This window comes from uncultured Methanobrevibacter sp., assembly GCF_946184425.1.
Taxonomy (GTDB): Archaea; Methanobacteriota; Methanobacteria; order Methanobacteriales; family Methanobacteriaceae; genus Methanocatella.
Window position 1 is genome coordinate 1 of record NZ_CAMHFP010000018.1, and the last position, 19,547, is coordinate 19,547.

Annotated in this window: 22 protein-coding genes, 1 tRNA gene and 1 other RNA gene; 7 read left to right on the forward strand and 17 right to left on the reverse strand. The window is 30.3% G+C overall.

Features of this window, described 5'->3' with window-relative positions; genetic code table 11:
* The first annotated feature begins 92 nt into the window (after nt 1–92).
* From Q0P94_RS05205 to Q0P94_RS05215, 3 genes are read left to right on the forward strand one after another with little or no spacing between them, the layout of a single operon-like run.
* The gene (locus Q0P94_RS05205; RefSeq protein WP_295114435.1) at nt 93–1,661 is read left to right on the forward strand and encodes a radical SAM protein; all 1,569 of its coding nucleotides are present in this window, start codon (nt 93–95) and stop codon (nt 1,659–1,661) included.
* A gap of 44 nt (nt 1,662–1,705) precedes the next feature.
* Entirely contained in the window at nt 1,706–2,824 is a 1,119-nt protein-coding gene (locus tag Q0P94_RS05210; RefSeq protein WP_295114437.1) for a pyridoxal phosphate-dependent aminotransferase, read from the forward strand.
* Complete coding sequence (locus Q0P94_RS05215) at nt 2,817–3,725, forward strand: cation diffusion facilitator family transporter (protein ID WP_295114441.1); 909 nt, start codon at nt 2,817–2,819, stop codon at nt 3,723–3,725. Before Q0P94_RS05210 ends, Q0P94_RS05215 begins: the two co-directional genes overlap by 8 nt.
* 6 nt (nt 3,726–3,731) lie before the next feature.
* Here the strand turns inward: Q0P94_RS05215 and Q0P94_RS05220 are convergent.
* The 9 genes from Q0P94_RS05220 to hdrC form a co-directional block, all read right to left on the reverse strand.
* Nucleotides 3,732–3,815: transfer RNA gene (locus Q0P94_RS05220), tRNA-Ser, on the reverse strand.
* A 64-nt stretch (nt 3,816–3,879) separates the two neighbouring features.
* An RNA gene (ffs, locus tag Q0P94_RS05225) (signal recognition particle sRNA) lies at nt 3,880–4,195 on the reverse strand.
* A 164-nt stretch (nt 4,196–4,359) separates the two neighbouring features.
* Nucleotides 4,360–4,749: a CBS domain-containing protein gene (locus Q0P94_RS05230; protein ID WP_295114444.1), complete on the reverse strand. Its 390-nt coding sequence runs from the start codon at nt 4,747–4,749 to the stop codon at nt 4,360–4,362.
* Complete coding sequence (locus tag Q0P94_RS05235) at nt 4,712–5,641, reverse strand: 2-phosphoglycerate kinase (RefSeq protein ID WP_295114446.1); 930 nt, start codon at nt 5,639–5,641, stop codon at nt 4,712–4,714. The genes Q0P94_RS05230 and Q0P94_RS05235 overlap by 38 nt, the downstream gene beginning before the upstream one ends.
* Nucleotides 5,642–5,752: 111 nt before the next feature.
* Nucleotides 5,753–6,445, reverse strand: a complete 693-nt coding sequence (locus Q0P94_RS05240) for a metallophosphoesterase (RefSeq protein WP_295114448.1) — start codon at nt 6,443–6,445, stop codon at nt 5,753–5,755.
* Nucleotides 6,446–6,454: 9 nt separating this feature from the next.
* The gene (locus Q0P94_RS05245) at nt 6,455–6,982 is read right to left on the reverse strand and encodes a DUF2096 domain-containing protein (RefSeq protein WP_295114450.1); all 528 of its coding nucleotides are present in this window, start codon (nt 6,980–6,982) and stop codon (nt 6,455–6,457) included.
* The gene (locus Q0P94_RS05250; RefSeq protein ID WP_295114453.1) at nt 6,979–7,245 is read right to left on the reverse strand and encodes a DUF749 domain-containing protein; all 267 of its coding nucleotides are present in this window, start codon (nt 7,243–7,245) and stop codon (nt 6,979–6,981) included. The genes Q0P94_RS05245 and Q0P94_RS05250 overlap by 4 nt, the downstream gene beginning before the upstream one ends.
* 190 nt (nt 7,246–7,435) lie before the next feature.
* Entirely contained in the window at nt 7,436–8,332 is an 897-nt protein-coding gene (gene hdrB / locus Q0P94_RS05255; protein ID WP_295114458.1) for a CoB--CoM heterodisulfide reductase subunit B, read from the reverse strand.
* Between the two features lie 21 nt (nt 8,333–8,353).
* A complete protein-coding gene (hdrC, locus tag Q0P94_RS05260) occupies nt 8,354–9,340 on the reverse strand; it encodes a CoB--CoM heterodisulfide reductase subunit C (RefSeq protein WP_295114460.1) in 987 nt (328 codons plus the stop codon).
* Nucleotides 9,341–9,525: 185 nt separating this feature from the next.
* On the opposite strand from hdrC, the gene Q0P94_RS05265 reads away from it, so the two are divergent.
* Nucleotides 9,526–10,269, forward strand: coding sequence for an archaeosine tRNA-ribosyltransferase (locus tag Q0P94_RS05265; protein WP_295114462.1), 744 nt, complete (start codon nt 9,526–9,528; stop codon nt 10,267–10,269).
* Here the strand turns inward: Q0P94_RS05265 and Q0P94_RS05270 are convergent.
* The 4 genes from Q0P94_RS05270 to Q0P94_RS05285 all read right to left on the reverse strand — a co-directional run bounded on the left by Q0P94_RS05270 (nt 10,261) and on the right by Q0P94_RS05285 (nt 12,514).
* Entirely contained in the window at nt 10,261–10,683 is a 423-nt protein-coding gene (locus Q0P94_RS05270; protein ID WP_295114463.1) for a hypothetical protein, read from the reverse strand. The two genes, Q0P94_RS05265 and Q0P94_RS05270, sit on opposite strands and share 9 nt — an antisense overlap.
* 3 nt (nt 10,684–10,686) lie before the next feature.
* Nucleotides 10,687–11,601 (reverse strand): hypothetical protein, encoded by a 915-nt coding sequence (locus Q0P94_RS05275; protein WP_295114464.1) that lies wholly within the window; start codon nt 11,599–11,601, stop codon nt 10,687–10,689.
* Nucleotides 11,602–11,701: 100 nt separating this feature from the next.
* Nucleotides 11,702–11,857: a hypothetical protein gene (locus tag Q0P94_RS05280; RefSeq protein WP_292744920.1), complete on the reverse strand. Its 156-nt coding sequence runs from the start codon at nt 11,855–11,857 to the stop codon at nt 11,702–11,704.
* 120 nt (nt 11,858–11,977) lie between these two features.
* The gene (locus tag Q0P94_RS05285) at nt 11,978–12,514 is read right to left on the reverse strand and encodes an Ig-like domain-containing protein (RefSeq protein WP_295114466.1); all 537 of its coding nucleotides are present in this window, start codon (nt 12,512–12,514) and stop codon (nt 11,978–11,980) included.
* A gap of 251 nt (nt 12,515–12,765) precedes the next feature.
* Here Q0P94_RS05285 and Q0P94_RS05290 point away from each other — a divergent pair, with 251 nt between their 5' ends.
* Nucleotides 12,766–13,905 (forward strand): RNA-guided endonuclease TnpB family protein, encoded by a 1,140-nt coding sequence (locus tag Q0P94_RS05290; RefSeq protein ID WP_295114468.1) that lies wholly within the window; start codon nt 12,766–12,768, stop codon nt 13,903–13,905.
* A gap of 184 nt (nt 13,906–14,089) precedes the next feature.
* Nucleotides 14,090–15,025 (forward strand): 3-hydroxyacyl-CoA dehydrogenase, encoded by a 936-nt coding sequence (locus Q0P94_RS05295; protein WP_295114470.1) that lies wholly within the window; start codon nt 14,090–14,092, stop codon nt 15,023–15,025.
* 258 nt (nt 15,026–15,283) lie between these two features.
* Here Q0P94_RS05295 and dph5 read toward each other — a convergent pair whose 3' ends face one another.
* Nucleotides 15,284–16,075: a diphthine synthase gene (gene dph5, locus Q0P94_RS05300; protein ID WP_295114472.1), complete on the reverse strand. Its 792-nt coding sequence runs from the start codon at nt 16,073–16,075 to the stop codon at nt 15,284–15,286.
* Between the two features lie 35 nt (nt 16,076–16,110).
* On the opposite strand from dph5, the gene Q0P94_RS05305 reads away from it, so the two are divergent.
* On the forward strand, nt 16,111–17,109 hold the full coding sequence (locus tag Q0P94_RS05305; RefSeq protein WP_295114474.1) for a class I SAM-dependent methyltransferase family protein: 999 nt from the start codon (nt 16,111–16,113) through the stop codon (nt 17,107–17,109).
* Between the two features lie 32 nt (nt 17,110–17,141).
* On the opposite strand, the gene Q0P94_RS05310 is transcribed toward Q0P94_RS05305, so the two are convergent.
* The 3 genes from Q0P94_RS05310 to Q0P94_RS05320 form a co-directional block, all read right to left on the reverse strand.
* A complete protein-coding gene (locus tag Q0P94_RS05310) occupies nt 17,142–17,375 on the reverse strand; it encodes a DUF4870 domain-containing protein (protein ID WP_295114476.1) in 234 nt (77 codons plus the stop codon).
* Nucleotides 17,376–17,479: 104 nt separating this feature from the next.
* Nucleotides 17,480–18,817: an NCS2 family permease gene (locus Q0P94_RS05315; protein ID WP_295114478.1), complete on the reverse strand. Its 1,338-nt coding sequence runs from the start codon at nt 18,815–18,817 to the stop codon at nt 17,480–17,482.
* A 312-nt stretch (nt 18,818–19,129) separates the two neighbouring features.
* Nucleotides 19,130–19,456 carry a hypothetical protein gene (locus Q0P94_RS05320; protein WP_295114480.1) on the reverse strand — a complete coding sequence of 109 codons (327 nt, stop codon included), beginning with the start codon at nt 19,454–19,456 and terminating at the stop codon, nt 19,130–19,132.
* Nucleotides 19,457–19,547 lie beyond the last annotated feature (91 nt).

Sequence of the window (19,547 nt, forward strand, 5' to 3'; positions counted from 1 at the left end):
GTTAGGAAAAGTAGAAGAAATCAAACAGTTGATACAAGAAAAAGAATTTAAATTAAAAAGTAAAAAACATATATAAAAAAACAGTTGATTATATGCTTTATGAAAAAAATATATTCCAAAAAAACCATAAAAATGTAAATATTAATTTTGGATTAACATATCCCAACATATATAAAACCGCCATGTCTTCACTAGGTTACAATATACTCTACAATCAGATTAATGAAAGAGATGATGTGTGGTGTGAAAGAATAATCTTTCCTGATACACAAAGCATAGAATCAAAAACAAACATGAACTATTTTGACATTATAAGTTTCACATTACAATTTGAAGAAGATTACTTTAATGTTTTAAAAATGTTAAAGAATGCAGAAATACCCCTCAAAAGAAAAGACAGAAATGATAATGATCCACTAATTATTGCAGGCGGACCTTGCGCTACTTCAAATCCACTACCATTATCAGATTATATCGATTTATTCATAATAGGTGAAGGAGAATATACTTTAAACAAACTTTTGGACACCTACCTTAAAAATCCTAATAAAAACTTAAAAAAATTTTTAGAAATACCGGGAATTTATATTCCAGAATATAACAACCAAACAAAAATCACGTTAGTCAATGACATGAACAGCACATATCACATTACCGAACCAGTTATCAGCAAAAGTGATGATGAAAATTACCAGACAATTTTCAATAACACTATAATGTTAAATGTTTCTAGGGGATGTACGAGAGGTTGCAGATTTTGTATGGCGGGATATCTTTACAGACCCACAAGAGAAACAGATTATAAAAAACTAATTGAAATTGCAATAAAAAATAGGGAAAATACCGGACTGAACAAGGTCACATTAATTGGTGCATCAGTATCTGATTACAGTAATTTGGAAAATCTTATAAATGGTCTTGAAAAAAAAGGATTTCAAATTTCAACACCCTCATTGAGAATTGAATCAATTACTGAAAAAACATTGCAAACATTAAAGCAAAGCGGACTGAAAACTATTACCCTTGCACCGGAATCTATAAGTAAACTTCGGAAAGTAATAAATAAGGATATACTAGATGAAACAATATTTACAGTAATAAAAAATGCCGTTGATTTAGGGTTCAAAATTAAATTATATTTTCTGATTGGAATACCCGGAGAAACAAAAGAAGATATTAAGGAACTTGCAGAGTTTATGAAAAAAATAGCTAATATTCATTATAACATAAAACATGTGAAATTTAGTGTGAATCCGTTAATTCCAAAGCCCCATACTCCATTGCAATGGGAAGGTTATGATTTTAAAGATATAAAAACTAAAACCAGATATCTGAAAAAAGAAATGAAGAAATATAACATTAAATGTGAAAGTCCTAAAAAAAGTATGATTCAATATATATTGTCCTGTGGAAATAGGGACATTGGTGACACTATTGAAAAATCATTAACAAAAACAGTTACCCTAAAAGAATGGAAGGAAATACTTCCAAAATATGAAATTGATAGTGAATTACCCTGGGACTGCATTGATGTTAGTGTAGAAAAAAGATTTCTAAAAATAGAACACAAAAGACTAAAAAATTTGAAGCAAACCCCATGGTGTGAAACAAGTCCATGTTACAATTGTGGAGCCTGTGAAAAAATTACTAGAAAAAAATAAAATTACTATAATAAATATATAATATAATAGCGAGGTAAAAATTTATGATTAATCCAGCAAGTAGAACAAAATCAATTGAATTATCACAAATAAGAAAAATGTTTGAAATTACCAACCCAGATGCAATAAACTTAGGAATTGGAGAACCTGATTTCAATGTGCCTGAAAATATCAAAGATGCAATGAAAAGATCAATTGATGAAAATGATACTCATTATACTCCAAATAAAGGATATATTGAATTAAGAGAAGCAATTGTAGATAAATTCAATAAAGACAATGGAATCAAAACCAACCCAGACAATATTATTGTTACTGTTGGTGCAAGTGAAGCATTATACATGTGCGCCCAAGCATTTATAGATGCAGAGGACGAAGTAATTCTTCCAAATCCTAGTTTCTTATCATATGAAGCATGCATAAACATGGCTGGTGGGAAAATAGTCCCAGTTGACTGTAAAATGGAAAATGAATTTAAATTAAAATCTGAAGATGTTTTAGATAAAATTACTAAAAAAACTAAAGCAATCATGTTGAATTCCCCATCAAACCCAACTGGTGCAGTAATGGAAAAAGAAGATATCAAAGCTATTGCAGATTTATCAATGGATTATAATTTTTTAATAATTTCTGATGAAATCTATGAAAAAATTATCTATGACAAACAGCATCACTCTCCAGCAAAGTATAGTGATAATGTAATTACATTGAATGGATTTTCAAAAACTTATGCTATGACCGGATTGAGAATTGGTTATTTAACAGCAAATGAAAACTATACTGAAGAATTGCTTAAAATTCACCAGTACAATATAGCCTGTGCAAGTACCGTAGCACAAAGAGGAGCATATGAAGCATTAACCGGACCACAAAACGAAGTAAATAAAATGGTTAATGAGTTTAGAAAAAGACGTGATTTAATTGTATCAAGATTGAATGAAATGGGATACGAAACTGTAAATGCCGAAGGAGCATTCTATGTATTCCCAAAAATTGAAGATAAAGAGTTTGTTCAAAAAGCAGCAAAAGAAGGTGTCATAACAGTTCCCGGTGCAGCATTTGGAACTAATGGTGAAAATCATGTCAGAATGTCCTACGCAAATTCTTACGAAAATATTGAAAAAGCAATGAACATATTGGAAGAGCGTGTAGTTAATGGATGATTTTAGAAGCAAAGCAGGGACCAAAGCAGCTATCGTGGCAATAACTGCAAACTGCTTTTTAACTATTTTTAATGTGACAATTGGGATTACGTCTGGAAGTTATGCATTGGTTTCAGAAGGAGCTCATACTTTATCAGACATAGTAACATCAGTAATTGCTTATATCGGATTCAGAATTGGCCAAAAACCTGCCGACGCAGAGCATCCTATCGGACATGGACGTGCAGAAGCCATTGGAGGATTACTCATAGTATTATTTTTAGCATTTGTTGCTTATGAAATTATGGGCGGAGCCATTGAGAGACTATTGAATCCTTCTTTAATTACTGTACCTGAAACTCTTGCTGCTATAATGGCCGTTTTTGGAATCATAGTTAATTTATCTGTCAGTGAATATATCATTAATATAGGGAAAAGTATTAGAAGCCCCGCAATTATTGCGGATGGAAAACATCAAAAAACTGACATATTTTCATCCGTTGCAGTATTATTAAGTGTTATTGTATCTAATATGGGTTATCCAATCTTAGATCCAATTATTGGATTAATAATTGGAATTTTAATTTTAAAAACAGCATATGAAGTCGGTAAAGAAAATATTGATAATATTATGGGAAAAGTACCATCTAAAGAATTTATAAATAAAATAAAACAAGTTGCTGATAGTACACCCCATGCACAAGAAGCACATAATATTAAAGTTGATTATTTAGGTTCTTATGCAGTAGTAAGTTTACACATAAAAGTAGATGGAAACATAAGCGTTAATGAATCACATAAAATTGTACATGCTGTAGAAAATAATCTCTTAAAAGAAATCCCAGAAATAAAATATACAATGGTACATGCTTGTCCAATTGGATTAGAATACAATCATGACCAAGAATTAAATGAAAAATAATAAAAACGCCGGGACCGGGATTTGAACCCGGGTGATCATATGATCATCGGATTAGCAGTCCGACGCCGTACCAGGCTGGGCCATCCCGACAACATAAAAAAACAAGTATAATAAATTATATGTTAAAACTTATTTATAAACTTAATTATTTTTATTAATGGCACGTTCAGAAGTGGACTAATCTCAAAAAAATAAGTGATCTAAAAAACCCAACTCCACCCCGGGATTCTACAAGCATCGCATGTTAATAGTAGAGCTGCTCCCTTCCGGGCCTGACCCATTCCCATATTAAAGATGACTAATTTTTACCCTCCAGTAAAAATCTCATCACCACCAATCCTGCAGGACGAGGTTTCTATGTTGTTTTTTCTAGGCTTAAATTCTCTTAAAAAGCCGCCTCCTGAACTTCGACCGCACCAAAGGGGGTATGTGCTTACAGAGGACCCCTAACCCTCCAGTCTAGCCAGTATAATATATGAATTTAATATTATATAAATGTTATCCAAAATTTATCATAAATATCAGAGAAAATATTAAAAGAAAAAAATAAAAAAAATTTCTAGAAATAACAATTATTACAGTAACTAACTAAAAAAACGTAAAAAATAATTAAAATAAATAAAAAAGATATAAATTAAAATATTTCCTGAATAATGTCCCCATCAGAAATAATACCCACTAATTTACCATTTTCAACTACTGGAAGTTGATTTAAAATACCTGAAGAAGAAACACCTTCTTTCATTATGTTAATTGCAGTTTCAAGAGTGTCTTCAGGAGATATGGTAACGACTGATTTTATCATTATTTCCTCAACACTTGTTCCCAATTCATATTTATCTAGGATTAAATTGTGTCCAACATCTGTTGCAGTTATAATCCCTATTAGTTTATCCTCTTCAACAACTGGAAGAGAACTAACTTTATGTTTCATCAATTTTTCAAAAGCATAAACAACATCAATATCTGAAGTAGTAGTAATTACATCAGTTGTCATTATCGCTTTCACTTTCTTGTTTAACATCTTCTATTCCTCCGAATTTTTCAAGAATATCATTTACCATGACATCTATAGTTTCATTAATATCCACATTGTTAATAACATGCGCATCATGAATTTTAGCCTGTTCAACTAAAAACTGTTGGGTTTTTCGAATAGTAGTGAAATTTTCCATATACCGTTCAAGAGATCTTTTTACCCACGGCTGTCTGCATCTGGAATAAAACCTTTGTTTATGTGCTTCTTCATCATCAACAGTCAAAGTAAAAATAATTATATTATTATTATCTATCAAATCTTGTCTGATAAAACCAGGAACAATATGAACACCTTCAATGATAGTACTGATACCTTCTTTAACAGACCTTTCAATAATAGCTTCAATACCTACATTAACAACATCCACATGACTAATGAAACCTTCAATAACTGAATCAATGCGAATAGAAGGAGTCCTTATACTCTGATACGCATCAAAACTAGATTTATGAATTACAGGACTTAACTCTTTAGATACAATTTTACGCATTACCTCACGAATCATATCTGTGCTGATAAGATTTTTTAATCTTAATCTATTAGCCAATTCAAAAGCCATTGAAGATGTTCCAACACCAGATGCCCCACCAATTAAAATAATCAACGGTTTTTTAGAAGTTCTTAAAGATCTCCAATTTTTATATTTTTTAGCAATCTTAGGGTCTATTCTATCAAGATGTCCTAAAACAACATTTGCCAAATCCAAACTAGAAATTTCAGTAATATTCTTTTCAATCAACTCTGATTCAATATCACTAGCAATATCATGCGCTCTTTCAGTTCCAATATCTGCAACATTAAGAGAACGAGACATTATACCTTTAGAAAAAGGTTCTTTATATTGTTTACCATCTACATTGCCAATAACCCAAATCATAAAATCACTTACTAATATAATCTGATTTTATATTTTTAGTTATTGTTAAATAAAATTTGTTATTTGATTTTTACAAATAAAAAAAATAGAAAAAAAAGATGAATTAAAATCCTATTCATCTAATGAAATAAGACTTAAATCATAATTGGAACCATCTTTAATATCTATTAAAACAGCACCATTATCTTTAAGCATACCAGGATTTGCTACATCGGTTGTTTTTCCGATTTTACTAATTGACCTTGCTTCATGAATGTGACCACAAAGATTTATTTCAGGTTCAAATTCATATATTGATTTTTGAATTCCTGAACTTCCAACGTGTTCACCATTTTCAACTCTATCTGCTGCAGTATTAAAAGGTGGGGCATGAGTAACTAATATTCTTACTTTAGGAACATCAGAATTGTAAACATAATCATAATTTGCTAATAAATCATAAACAGCAGCATATATTTTATCATCATCCATTTCACCAGGAGTATTGAATGGAGTAGGATTAGATCCGCCAAATCCAAATAATATCGCATCCCCATAAGCAATAATATTATTATGAAGACAGAATGACACATCATTAATTGCATTACATATTCCTGTTGGGTCACAATTACCAGGAATAGCAATTACATCCACACCGCAGTCTGCTACTTTATTAATGAATGTTGAAACAAAATCTAAAGGTCCGAAATCAGTTATATCTCCTAAAATTAAAACTAAATCAATATCATCATTATTATTTAAATAATTATATAAATTTTCGTTTTCTTCACCATGAACATCACTAATTGCTAAAATTTTAGTCATATAATCACCTCATTGTTCTAAAAAGAAAGATCCCATCTCTTTCAATCCAATTTGAAGATCAGGTTTATCCCCATGTAATTCGACAGTAACATCATCTTCAAATTCTATAATAAGACCATTCCACTCTGCAATTTCCTGAACTCTTTCTTCTGCTAATGGAACTTTTAAATTTATTCTACCAGTAGTTAACCCCGGAGGAGTATTTACAATGAATTTTGACCTAGATTTTGCAAATTCAAATACTTTTTCGCCTCTCATGACTCGTTTCAATAAATCAAGCCATTCATCAACATATTCTTCTCCTTCTTGTTCTGCAAGAGTTAAAAGAGTTCCTTGAATATTATTTAATGACATTTCAGCTTTTGCCAAACCATTGATTAATTCAGGATGAGAAGGGTCTCTTTTATAGGAACTAATAGTAGATCTAATTATCCCCATCTCAGGGTTAATACCCTTAGGAATCTCATATCCCTTTTTATTTAAATCAGTTATGAGATGATGAAGAACTAACCAATTTTGTTCAGACGGTAAGCTCATAAATGTCCACCTATAATTTTTAAAGTAGTATGGTTAATTTTAGCATCAGCATCTTTTAATTCATTTTCAATTTGACTGATATTTTGATAAGAATCTAAGAATAATACATGATGGGTTGAAGTACCTGCAATATTTAAAATTGCAATTTCATCGTCAGATTTTAATTCTCTTTTTTCAATAGTTGCTTTGAATTGAACATAAGGTTCATATTCTTCAGGAAGGTCTTTATATTTAAATATACCATCTAAAGTTGCTAAAAACATAATTTTCACCTATACATATTGTAGTTTATTTTATCTTATTAATCATATATAAAAGTACTTACGAATTATTCGTATAGTTTCAAACAAAAAAAATAATTCATAAAAAAAAGGTTATCCTAGGATAACCTATCCGAATTGTGTTTTCAAGGCCTAAAATAAAAAAAATAAAAAGGAAAAAAATCCTTTAAATTTATTTAGCGTTTTCACCTAATGCTTTTGCAAGTGCAGGAGTTGCATCGATTCTTTGAGCATCAAAGGTTAACTCTTCTGGAGATAATCCCATAGCTAAACCGTATAATTGAGCTAAGTGGAATACAGGAAGAGCAAAGTCAGTTCCGTATTTTTCGTTTACTTCAACTTGACCTTGGTCAAATTGTAAGTGGCAGAACGGACATACGTTAACGATAGCATCTACACCAGCTTCGGTCATGTGGTCGAGTTTTTCTTTGGTGAAACTAGTAGTTACATCTAAATCTCTAGATCTTAAACCTCCACCAGCACCACAGCACATCATTTTATCTTTGTAGTCAACTGATTTAGCACCAGTAATTTCTACAAGTTCATCTAAAATAGATGGATTTTCAGCTTGATCTTCAATACCAATAGTTTCAGTAGGTTTTAAGAAGTGGCAACCGTAGTGAACAGCAACATTTAAGTCTAAAGGTTTTTCAATTAAAGAAGCTAATTTTTCGTAACCAACATCATCTCTTAAAATTTGAGCAAAGTGTTTAACATTAATAGTTCCTTTATATTCTCTGCCAATTTCAGCTAAGTTTTTGTTAATTTCAGCTTTTTTATCTTCATCTTCTTTTAACATGTGGTTACATTCAAATAATGAACCGAAACATCCGTTACATTCAGTCATGATGTCTGCACCCATGTCTTCAGCAATAGTTAAGTTACGTGCTGCAATAGTAGCCCAGGTTTCCTCATCGAAAGAACCGAATACACCTGGAGCAGGACAACAAGATGCTCCTTCCATATCTTTTAATTCAATATCTAAAGCTTCAAATAATTTTCTGGTAGCTTTTTCAACACCAGGATAACGGTTGTTCATGATACAACCTAAGAAGTATGCAATTTCCATATTATAACTCTCCTAATTAATTTATTCTTTTAATCCGCCGGTTGCTTCATCGTAACCGATTAATTCGTCAAAACCAGTAAGTTTACATATTTTTTGAACTTCAGCTAAAGCTTCTGGATAAGCGTGAGTTGTTGGTGGAATTTCTGAAAGACCAATTTTTGCTCTTAAAGCTTTAGTTGCATCGTTGATTGGTACACCGTGTCCAGTGTTCATTACAAATACACCAGTCATTTTGTGTGGTTTTGCCATGTATCCTGCATGAGCAGCAATGTTACGTGCTTTTTTGATAATTTCTACAATTTTAACACTTCTGAGACATCTTTCTTGACAGGTGTAACAAGTAGTACACATCCATAAAGCATCATCAGAAATAACTTCTTCTTTTAATCCTAATAAACATTTTCTGACAATTTGTCTTACTTTATATGGGGTTCTTCTTCCAGATGGGCAACTTCCACTACAAGTACCACATTGGAAACAGTGTTTAACAGTTTCGATTCCAGCATCGATGAACTCAGCAGTGAAATCTGGGTCACGATTACTATCATTTAATAATTCTTTATCAGTTAATAAAGTCATATTATCTCCTTTTGTATCTTTATTTGAATTTTCTTCAATTTCATCAGCATCTACTTCTTCAGAAGCTTCTTCAACTTCTTCAGCTGATTCTTCGACAATAATGTCTGATTCAGATTCACCATCTACAGAAACTTCGACTTCCTCAACAGCCTTAGTTTCTTCCACAATTTCTTCAGATGAAACTTCTTCAGTTTTAGAAACGCTAACAACAGTCTCTTTTTCTATTTTGTCGCCTTCTAAAGTTTCGATGTCTTTTTTAAAAGCTAATTCTTTAGAACCGTCCTCTTTTTTTTCAAAAGAAACAGATACATCTACAGTTCTTTTAGAAGTAACTTCGACATCATCAGATGTGTTTGAAACATCAGCCTTGATGTCTTTTTCTTCTTTTTCTCCTTTAAATAGATTTTTAAGACGATTTACTATAGACATTGAAAACACACCTCGGATAATCATAGGATAATCTCCTCAAATCCATAATAATAATATTTAAAAATACATATATAAAGGTTACTAAATTTTTTACTACTGTAATCTAAATGATTACACTTAATAAAAAAATTTTTATTAACCTAAAACGATAAACCATATATTAAAAATAGATAGGATAGAAATAAATGATAAAAAAATTCGAAATTAAATCACATGACGGACCCGGAAGATTAGGAAAACTTGATGGAAAATTAACTCCTAAAATTTTTTATGCCAATGATTTAAAAATAGCACCCAACCAGGGTTCAGCATATAACATTGACCGCGAAATTGCGGAGTTTAATGTCAAAGAAACATTGAAATTAGCTAAAGAACATGTTAATGAATCAGACATTGCTGTCATCCAAGGTTCAAAATATGTTGATTTAAGAGTAGAATGTTTAAAGCAACTCGAAGAAATTGGATACAATGGGTTTATTATAGCAAATGGAGATGCACTTTTAACAAATCCTCGAGAATTAGTTGATGTTATTATTTCACTAAAAAAAGAAGCTAAAAAAACAAGTTACTTTATTTTTTCATTTGCAGAACTTTCATTTATGCCAATATTAACATATATGGGGATTGATGGATTTTTAGTTGATTCCGCAAATTATTATAGTCATTTAAATGTATTACAAACACCAACCAAAGCATATGACTTAAATAAGTATCCAATTTTTGAAAATATTGACCAAAAAGAGTTAGAAGAAAAAAATATAGAAAATATGGAGTTTGTAATAAAGGAAATTCATGCACATATAAAAAACAATTCATTGAGAAATTTAGTAGAAGAGAGATCAGGCACAACACCTCAAAACATCTCAACTCTAAAAATTCTTGATAGAACACAAATGGAATACCTACTCGAATACACACAATTATTTTAATATCCTAAAAGTTTGAATCATGTTTTTGAATTGTCTTTCAGATTCACCGGAAACATCCAAAGTTCTCAATTCAAAAATATAAATATCTCCTTTTTCAATAAAAACATAAGTATGAATATCAAAGTTGATTTCAGGAGTATCCATATTGGCTTGAAGTTTGATTGCGTCCATGCCTGCAATTTGAACAAAATCAGAAGATATGATAACACCACCATCATCTGAAATTGCATCTTCCATAAAAATTTTATAATCGTCCAGATTAGTGGCAGTTGGAAACATTACAGCATTAATAAGGTTATCCTGACCTTTGGATAATGTGGCAATACAATCTGGATTTGATAAAATATCTGCTTTTTCAACTTCCCACCCACTAGGATATTCAAAAATAATTTTTCCAGTATTAAATGTCCTCATAAATCAATCCTCTTTTTTAGATGAAACTTCGATAGTTTCAGGAGTTTCTTCAATAGTGTCAATATATTTGGAGAATGGTTCTGGAAGTTTTGGCATTACTTCTTTTAAAATTTCCGCCGCATCAAGTTCCAAAGCTTGTCCAGAAAGCAACTGTTCAACATCAAAATCAAAATCAAATGGTTTAAGTAAATCTTCAGTAGGAACTCTTAAGTTAATCTTGTTTTTATTTAAAATCATCTTTAAAGTACTTGTATTTCTAATTTGCTCATTCATGTCTTCAACAGTGCTTTTTATATCATATGCTATTGCCTTATTCTTTTCATTCACATCATGTTTTGATTTTTCAATTGATTTTTCCAAATCCTTAATTAATAGCGCGTTTCTTCTGTTGATATTGTCACGAGCTTCATCAATTACCACATTAATAGCATTTAAAATTGATTTGTTGAGTTCTACATTATAAGCCAAAATCATTTTATTTTTATAATCAAGTTCTTTAAAAATAGCCACCCTTTCATCATCGATTTGGGTAATTTTTTTATTTAACTCATGAATTTCATCTTTAGCCTTTAAAAGCTCTTCTTTATCGGTTAATTGCTCTTTCAGAGAATCTACATCATCAAAAAATGAACCCTTAAGAGTTTGAATTTGATCTTGAAGTTTGGCTATTTCATCATCTTTTTCCTGAATAGTTTGATTAAATTCATCTATTTTTTCATCTGAAAACTGATTATCAATCAGATTTTCATAATCTTTCTGAGCAAGAACTTTTACTAATTCATTATCCTCAAAAGGATCCTCTTTTTTAAGACTAACTTGTTTTTGTTTGGATTCTTTTTCGACAGCGTTACCATCTTTATCTTTACTAGTATATTTTTTAGTATAAACCCGAACAGTTCTAAATTCATCACGTTCCATTATTGACACCACTCTATACTAATAAATAAGATTTGTTTAATTTAAATAGTTAATTATTATTAACTGGGAAAAAAAGAAAAAAAAGAAAAAATAATTTTAATTATTTATCTTCTTTTTCAATCCACAACAACATAGCCTCTTCAATTGCTTTAGAATACCATCCAGTTTTGAATAACATCTTACTGGAGGCCAATCTGCGAAAATTCAAGTCAATGTCATTATTGACACTAATTGTTACACGTTTGTTTTTAGACATAGAAATAGATAGTACACAATAGTTAATAAATGTTTTAGTCCTTTTTCAAGTCATTTTAGCATATGAATTTGAATATTGAAATTTTTAAAAAAAAATGAAAAAATGAAAAATGAGTTCTTACTAAACCAACACCCACTCATTGTATCCTAAATGTTCATAGTAATTTCCGTCAGGCCCCTCCCGGATTTCACCAGTGTAAATAGTTCTGCCATCCTGATAACTATAAAATGCACCGTAATCCTCCTCATAGTCAGAATAATCATACTCAGTTTCTTCAATTTCGTTAATTGTTATATTTTTAACGGACATACTTGACTGCATATCATCATTACCTGCATATGTACAATTTACGGTATACCTTCCAGCACCATAATCCATTTTTATTTTTGCACAACCTTTGCTATTGGTAATGACAGAATTATTTTCTTTAATACCTTCACCAGTTATAATAACTTTAATAGTTTGATTAACAATTGGAGTTCCATTATTATCAGTCAGTTTAACAGTTATCTCATTTCCTTTATCAATAGTACCATTACTTCCAATACCTATTTTTGTAGGCTGTTTGCCAAATAATGAAAAAGCGGATGATGAAGAAATAACCATTGCAAGAATTAGTACTATCATAACACCAAACAACATTCTATTTTTATTCATAAAAACCACCAGTAAATAACAATTATAAATTAATACTTAAATAGTTTATTGAAAATTATAATTTATATTATAGTATATTTCTTAAAGTTTTTACCATTTGCATATTACTTTTCATTTGCTCTCTTTGGTTTTATTTAAATATGTTATGTTATATTATAATAATTATTGTATTATTTTTTAGGGAATTTGTGTTTTCTAAAAAAAATAATTAGAATTATATAATAAAATAATATGGGAGTGTTATTTTTTTTATGGTTAATGTTGTGAATAAAGGTTTAAAAGTGGAGATTCTTCCTGATAATAATATGATGCAAGTATTGAATCAAAATATTGGTAATGCACGTTTTATCTGGAATAATATGCTTTCAAGATACAATGATTTATATAAGTTGTTTTCTAGTCATGATTGTCATTTAAATCCCAATATTGGAAATTTAAATGCTATTTTAAAGATGTTAAAGCAAGAGCATTCTTTTTTATGTGAAGGTGAGTCTACAAGTCAGCAGCAAGTATTTCGTGATTTAAATAAAGCTTTTACTAGTTTTTTTAAAGGTAAAAGTGCTTATCCTAAGTTTAAATCTAAGAAAAATCCTAAACAATCTTTTAGGATTCAAAAAAACGGAAACAATATTCGCATAACAAACAGACGCATACGACTAGCGAAATTAGGATTTGTTCGTTACCATACAAGTAAAGAATATCGTAAATTATTAAAATCTTCAAAAATCAACAACATAACCATTAAAAAAGAAAACGGAAAATACTATGCCCTAATAAACATTATTACAAGTGTTAACGAATTAAAACCCACTGGAGAAAACATTGGTATTGATTTAGGACTAAAAAATCTGGCAACACTATCCAACGGCCAAGAGATAACCAATTTCGACCTAAAACATGAAGATCAGATGATAAAAAAATACCAAAAGAAACTATCCAGACAAAAATACATGAGCAAAAACTATCAAAAAACACTAAAAAAATACCATAAATGGCTAAACAGAAAAAACAACAAAACACAAAACGCATACCACCAATTCAGCAAATACCTAGTAAAAAAATATGATACCATAATAATGGAAGATTTAAACATCAAAGGAATGTTCCAAAACACCAAATGGTCACAAAAACTACAAAAAATTGGATTATACAAACTACTAAACATGATAAAATACAAATCAGAATGGTATGGAAAAACATTCATACAAATAGACAGATTTTATCCATCAAGCAAAAGATGCAACATCTGCGGATACCAAAAAAACAACCTAACACTCAAAATACGAGCATGGAAATGCCCCATCTGCGGAACACACCACCACAGAGACATCAACGCAGCAAAAAACATCTTAAACGAAGGACTAAAAACACAAAATCATACAAACATGTGAAAAAAAATATTTTTTCACTGAACCCATAAGTCGATGGGAGATAGCTTGACAAATCTTAATACACAAGTATTAACAGCCCAAGAATAATTTTACAAAAATGGTACAAACATTAAGTAAAAGACTATAAAATCAAATAAAATTATACATATACACACATAATTAAAAAAAAAGAGGAGCATTAAAAATGAGTATAAAAAAAGTTGTAGTAGCTGGAGGAGGAGTACTTGGAAGCCAAATTGCATTGCAATCTTCATACTGCGGATTTGATGTGACAATATGGCTTAGAAGTGAAGAATCAATAGAAAGAGCAAAACCCAAATTAGAAAGGTTTAAAAATATCTATATCAATACCCTTGAACAAATGAAAACAGATGCAAGTGCATATTGCAGAGGTTTAAGTAAAAAAAGAGATTTAACTGAAAATGAAATCAATGATTTAAAAAAGAATGCAGAAGAAGCTTATGAAAGTTTAACATTAACAACCAGTTATGAAGAAGCAGCTTCAGATGCAGACCTGATAATTGAGGCAATTGCTGAAAATCCAGAACAGAAAATAGCTTTTTATCAAGAATTAACAAAATATATGGATAAAAAAACAATTCTTGTGACCAATTCATCAACATTACTTCCATCAATGTTTGCAGAATATACCGGAAGACCAGAAAAATATCTTTCACTGCACTTTGCAAACACAATTTGGAAAAATAACACTGCAGAGGTAATGGGTCATCCTGGAACAGAACAAGAGTATTATGATGAGGTAGTTAAATTTGCCGAAGACATAAATATGATTCCTTTAAAACTTAAAAAAGAACAACCTGGATACATTCTTAACTCATTATTAGTTCCATTCTTAAGTGCTGCGGAATCACTACTTGCAAATGATGTTGCAGACCATGAAACCATTGATAAAACTTGGATTTTAGCAACAGGTGCACCTGCCGGACCATTCCACATATTAGATATTGTAGGACTTACAACAGCATACAATATTATAATTATGAATCCAGAATCACAAGACCCAAATTCCACTCCAGGCAAAATAGCTAAAATGCTTAAAGCAAAAATAGATGCGGGAGAAACAGGAATTAATGCCGGAAAAGGATTTTATAAATATTAAATCCTTTTTTTTATTTTTCGAAAACCAGACATCATACTCAAATTTTCCAAAGCCACACCAAAATAATTATTAAAAAAATGAAAATCAAATAAAAACATTTATATGCAATAAAAATATAACTAATAAACGATGTGAAATAATATTCATATCTTTATATGAACATCAGTCAATCATTTTATAATCTCCAAAAATGTTTAGAATATGTTTCATTATTAGGAAGTAGAAAACACTACTTCCACTCCCCCTTTTTAAAAAAAACTAAATTTCATCCAATATTTCTGGGTCAGCTCCAGCTATCTCAACCAAATACTCCGCTTCAACAATATGAAGTTTAGAAGGAATAATAATACAATGAAGAGGACCTCCAAAATCAAAATCAATTAAATCTGAAATTTTACCTGCTTTAACAACCACATCACTAGAACCAACACGCGCAATACCCATTGCTAAGGTCTCTTCTGTAATCAAACCATCACGGCCAAGATTATCCTTGATATTCATAAGATATTCCAAACCCTGATTAACTGTCATATATCGATCTTTATGAGCTTGAATATCAAGCAAAACAAGAGTATGCAAATCCATTTTCAAATTCTCTTCAATAGACTCATAAGGAGACTTCGGATAAAAATTATAATCTGGGAAAGGTATTGTTGTTACCTTACCAAATTTATATCCCTGAAGACCAGAAATGGCCGGCGCAGAAGATAAAATTGAAGAACCATGTATTACTTCATATTCAATTCCCTTTTTAGAGCATTGAACCAAAAAATCACTGTGAGTAGTTGCAATTAAAGGGTCGCCACCAGTGATTAATGCAACATCGGCAGTTTGGGCTTCCCCAATAAATTTGGACTCTTCTTCAACTTCATTCCTAACTAATATTTCAATTTTTTGACCCACCAATTCTTCAATAGCTTCAAAGCTTGAACCAAATAATCTTGATGTGAAAAATTCAGCATAAATTTTATCAACATTTTTTAAACATTCCAAACCTTTAAGAGAAATATCTTTATGGTCAAATAAACCTAAACCCACTAAATAAAACATATACATTATATAAGAATTTAAACATAATAAATCTTATGAAATGTGTAAAAGTTCCTTTAAGACAGTTAAATGATACTCGTATAAAATTAATGGAAAAAGGCATAATGAGTATGGAATATAGAATTAAAGCTTGTGATGATTATGGATATATTCCCATTACTGAAGATATCGAAGATTATGAAATTGATGATATCGAACTAGAACCAATGAAAAAAGTTCCACATAATTTTTCTGAATTACTTGAAGATGAACTCAACAGCGAAGAAATTGAAAACCTACGAACATCATTTGACACCATAGGCGATGTTGTAATTTTAGAAATTCCTGAAGATTTACAGGATAAAAAACAGCTCATTGGAGATGCCGCACTGAAATTTACAAAAAGAAAATCCATTTACATGAAAAAAAGTGCAATCAAAGGAACAACAAGAGTGAGAGATTTGGAATTTTTAGCCGGTACAGATAATTCCATAACAATACATAAAGAACATGGGGCAAGGTTAAAATTAGATGTAAAAGAAGTTTATTTTTCACCAAGGCTTGCAACTGAAAGAAAAAGAGTAATGGAGAGTGTTAAAGATGGTGAAAAAATACTTGATATGTTTTGCGGAATCGGACCATTCCCTATTGTAATTGCCAGAAATAAAAATGTTGACATAACTGCAGTAGACATCAATGAAGAAGCAATAAAATATCTGGATGAAAATATCAAACTCAACAAACTCAAAGGAAATATCAATACTTACTGCGGTGATGTTCGTGAAGTTAGCAAATCATTTAATTTAAAATTTGACCGAATAATCATGAATCTTCCAGGTCTTGCATATACTTTTCTTGATGTTGCTTTTAATTTAATTGAAGATGGTGGAATAATTAATTATTATGAGTTTTCTGATTCATATGACCAAGGAATAAATCGATTGAAAAATACATGTGAAAAATTAGGAAAAGACATTGAAATAATAAATACACGTAAAGTTAAATCCACAAGCCCCGGAGAGTGGCACGTGGCTATCGATGCAAAAATTAATTAAAAAAAAAAAGAAATAACAAAAGATATGGTTAATTAAGACATAGCCATACCTATACCAAGAAGAGATATTCCAAATAACATCACTAAGATAATAGACAGTACAATCATAACAACACCCACAATAATAATATATTTGGAGTGTTTTCTGAGATATTCACTTTCATCACCTTTAGTGAAGAGGAGTACTAACCCTAAAATTATTCCTAAAATAGGTATTAAAATAGCGAGAACATATCCCACAATTGCAAAAATTTGTTCATTTTCCATAAATTCACCTCTTAAACTGAACTATATTAATATTTGAAAAATAAATTATATAAATATTTATAAATTCCACTTTCTCAAAAAAAAAGATTTAGAGGATATATCCCCTAAATTCCAAATATCAAGTAAAGAACGAAAATAACAACTAAAACCCATACTAAAGGATTTAATTCTTTATATTTTCCAGCTGCAATTTTTGTAACAGCATAAGTGAGGAATCCGAATGCAATACCTAAAGAAATAGAATAACTTAAAAGCATCATCAGAATAGTTACAAAGACAGATGCAACAATAGCAAAGTCATCCCATTCAATTTCCCTAATTTGGACAAACATCAATACACCAACAATTACTAATGCAGCAGAAGTAACGGAAGAAGTAAACAGTGCCAGTACAGCAGGGGCAATAAATACTGATAAAATAAATAAAATACCAGTTACGATTGCAGTAACACCTGTTCTTCCACCAAGACCTATACCTGTTGCACTTTCAACATATGCAGTTACAGTACTTGATCCAAAAACAGCACCTACAATTCCTCCAAGTGCATCACTAATAAATGCCCTGTTAATTCCTTCTGTAGTACCATCTTCATTTTCATATCCACACTCTTTAGCAAGAGGAATCAAAGTTCCAGTTGTATCGAAAAATGCAACAAATAATAATGAGAACAGAATTACAATCATTCCCGGAATATTTTTAAATAATTCACCAAATCCTGAAATAAATCCTCCGAATACACTAAAATCTAAGTTAAAAGATACCCAAGTAGTCGGAACAGAAGGCATTACAACACCCGGTGTGGCATATCCAAGTCCTGTATATATAACTCCTATTATTGCAGTTATTACCAATCCAAAGAATACAGCTGCAGGAACTTTTCTAACATATAAAACCAATGTTATTATAATACCAACCAAAGCAAGGCCTACGGATGGTGAAAGTAAATTACCAACACCAACAATTGTTGAAGGATCACTTACAACAATCCCTGCATTGGAAAGCCCTAAAAATGCAAGGAAAAAACCAATACCAGAACCTATAGCCAATTTTAAATCTTTTGGAATTGAATTTAAAATAGCTTCCCTTAAACCAACAATTGTAATAATGAAAAATAGTACACTTGATAAAAATACTGCAGCAAGTGCAGCATGCCAAGACATACCCATACCCAAAACAATAGTATAGGTAAAAATCGCATTTAACCCCATCCCTGCTGAAAGACCAACAGGATAATTAGCAAGAAGCCCCATTATAATACAAGCAACACCAGAAGCAAGAGCAGTTGCAATAAACACCCCTTCCAATGACATTCCAGTTTGAGACAACATTCCAGGATTAACTCCCAAAATATAAGACATAGCAAGGAAAGTTGTGATACCAGCTATAACTTCTGTTTTGATGTTAGTATTATTTTCATCTAATTTAAAAAATTTATTTAACATATAACACCTCATTTGTGTAATATTATTTTTCTATATAGACAGTAATAAATTATTCGATTATATAATGAATTTAATTTTTAATAGGATTTTATTAAATTTAGTTAAAAAATATTATATAATTGATATTAAATCAAATAAATTATAAAAATAATTCAAATTATTGTAATTTTAAATGTATTTATTTAAACAGGACTAATGCCAAACATCAAAAATAGCCAATTTCAACATTTCTACAATATTAAAAAAATAATTCATTTAAAAAAAATTATTGAAAAGTAACAATAAAAAAAAATATTAAAAAAAAGTAGATAATTAGAATTGGATTCTGTTTCCAGTCCAATCGTCATCATCATTGAAAGCATTAAATTTCTTCTCATCTTCAAGATATTGATCCATATCCCTATATAATTTAACTCTGAAAATATCAGGGTAAGGTATATACAGCATGTCCCCGTTTTCACTAGTTTCTTTTACATAGGTCTCTTCAAATTCAATAATTGAATCATCTTCCTTGTTAAAATGATGAACTTCACTACCACACAATATTTTAAAATGTACGAAATCATCTTTTAATAATTCTTTAACCAAATCATCAATTAAAAGAGGATAATTAGCATTTTTATTACTTTTTATTTCCATATTCAATCCCCACATATCACTTCTATAATTTTTAAATTTCCACACACATTATGAAATTGAATAAACTAAATTTTCATTTTTAAAATAAAGC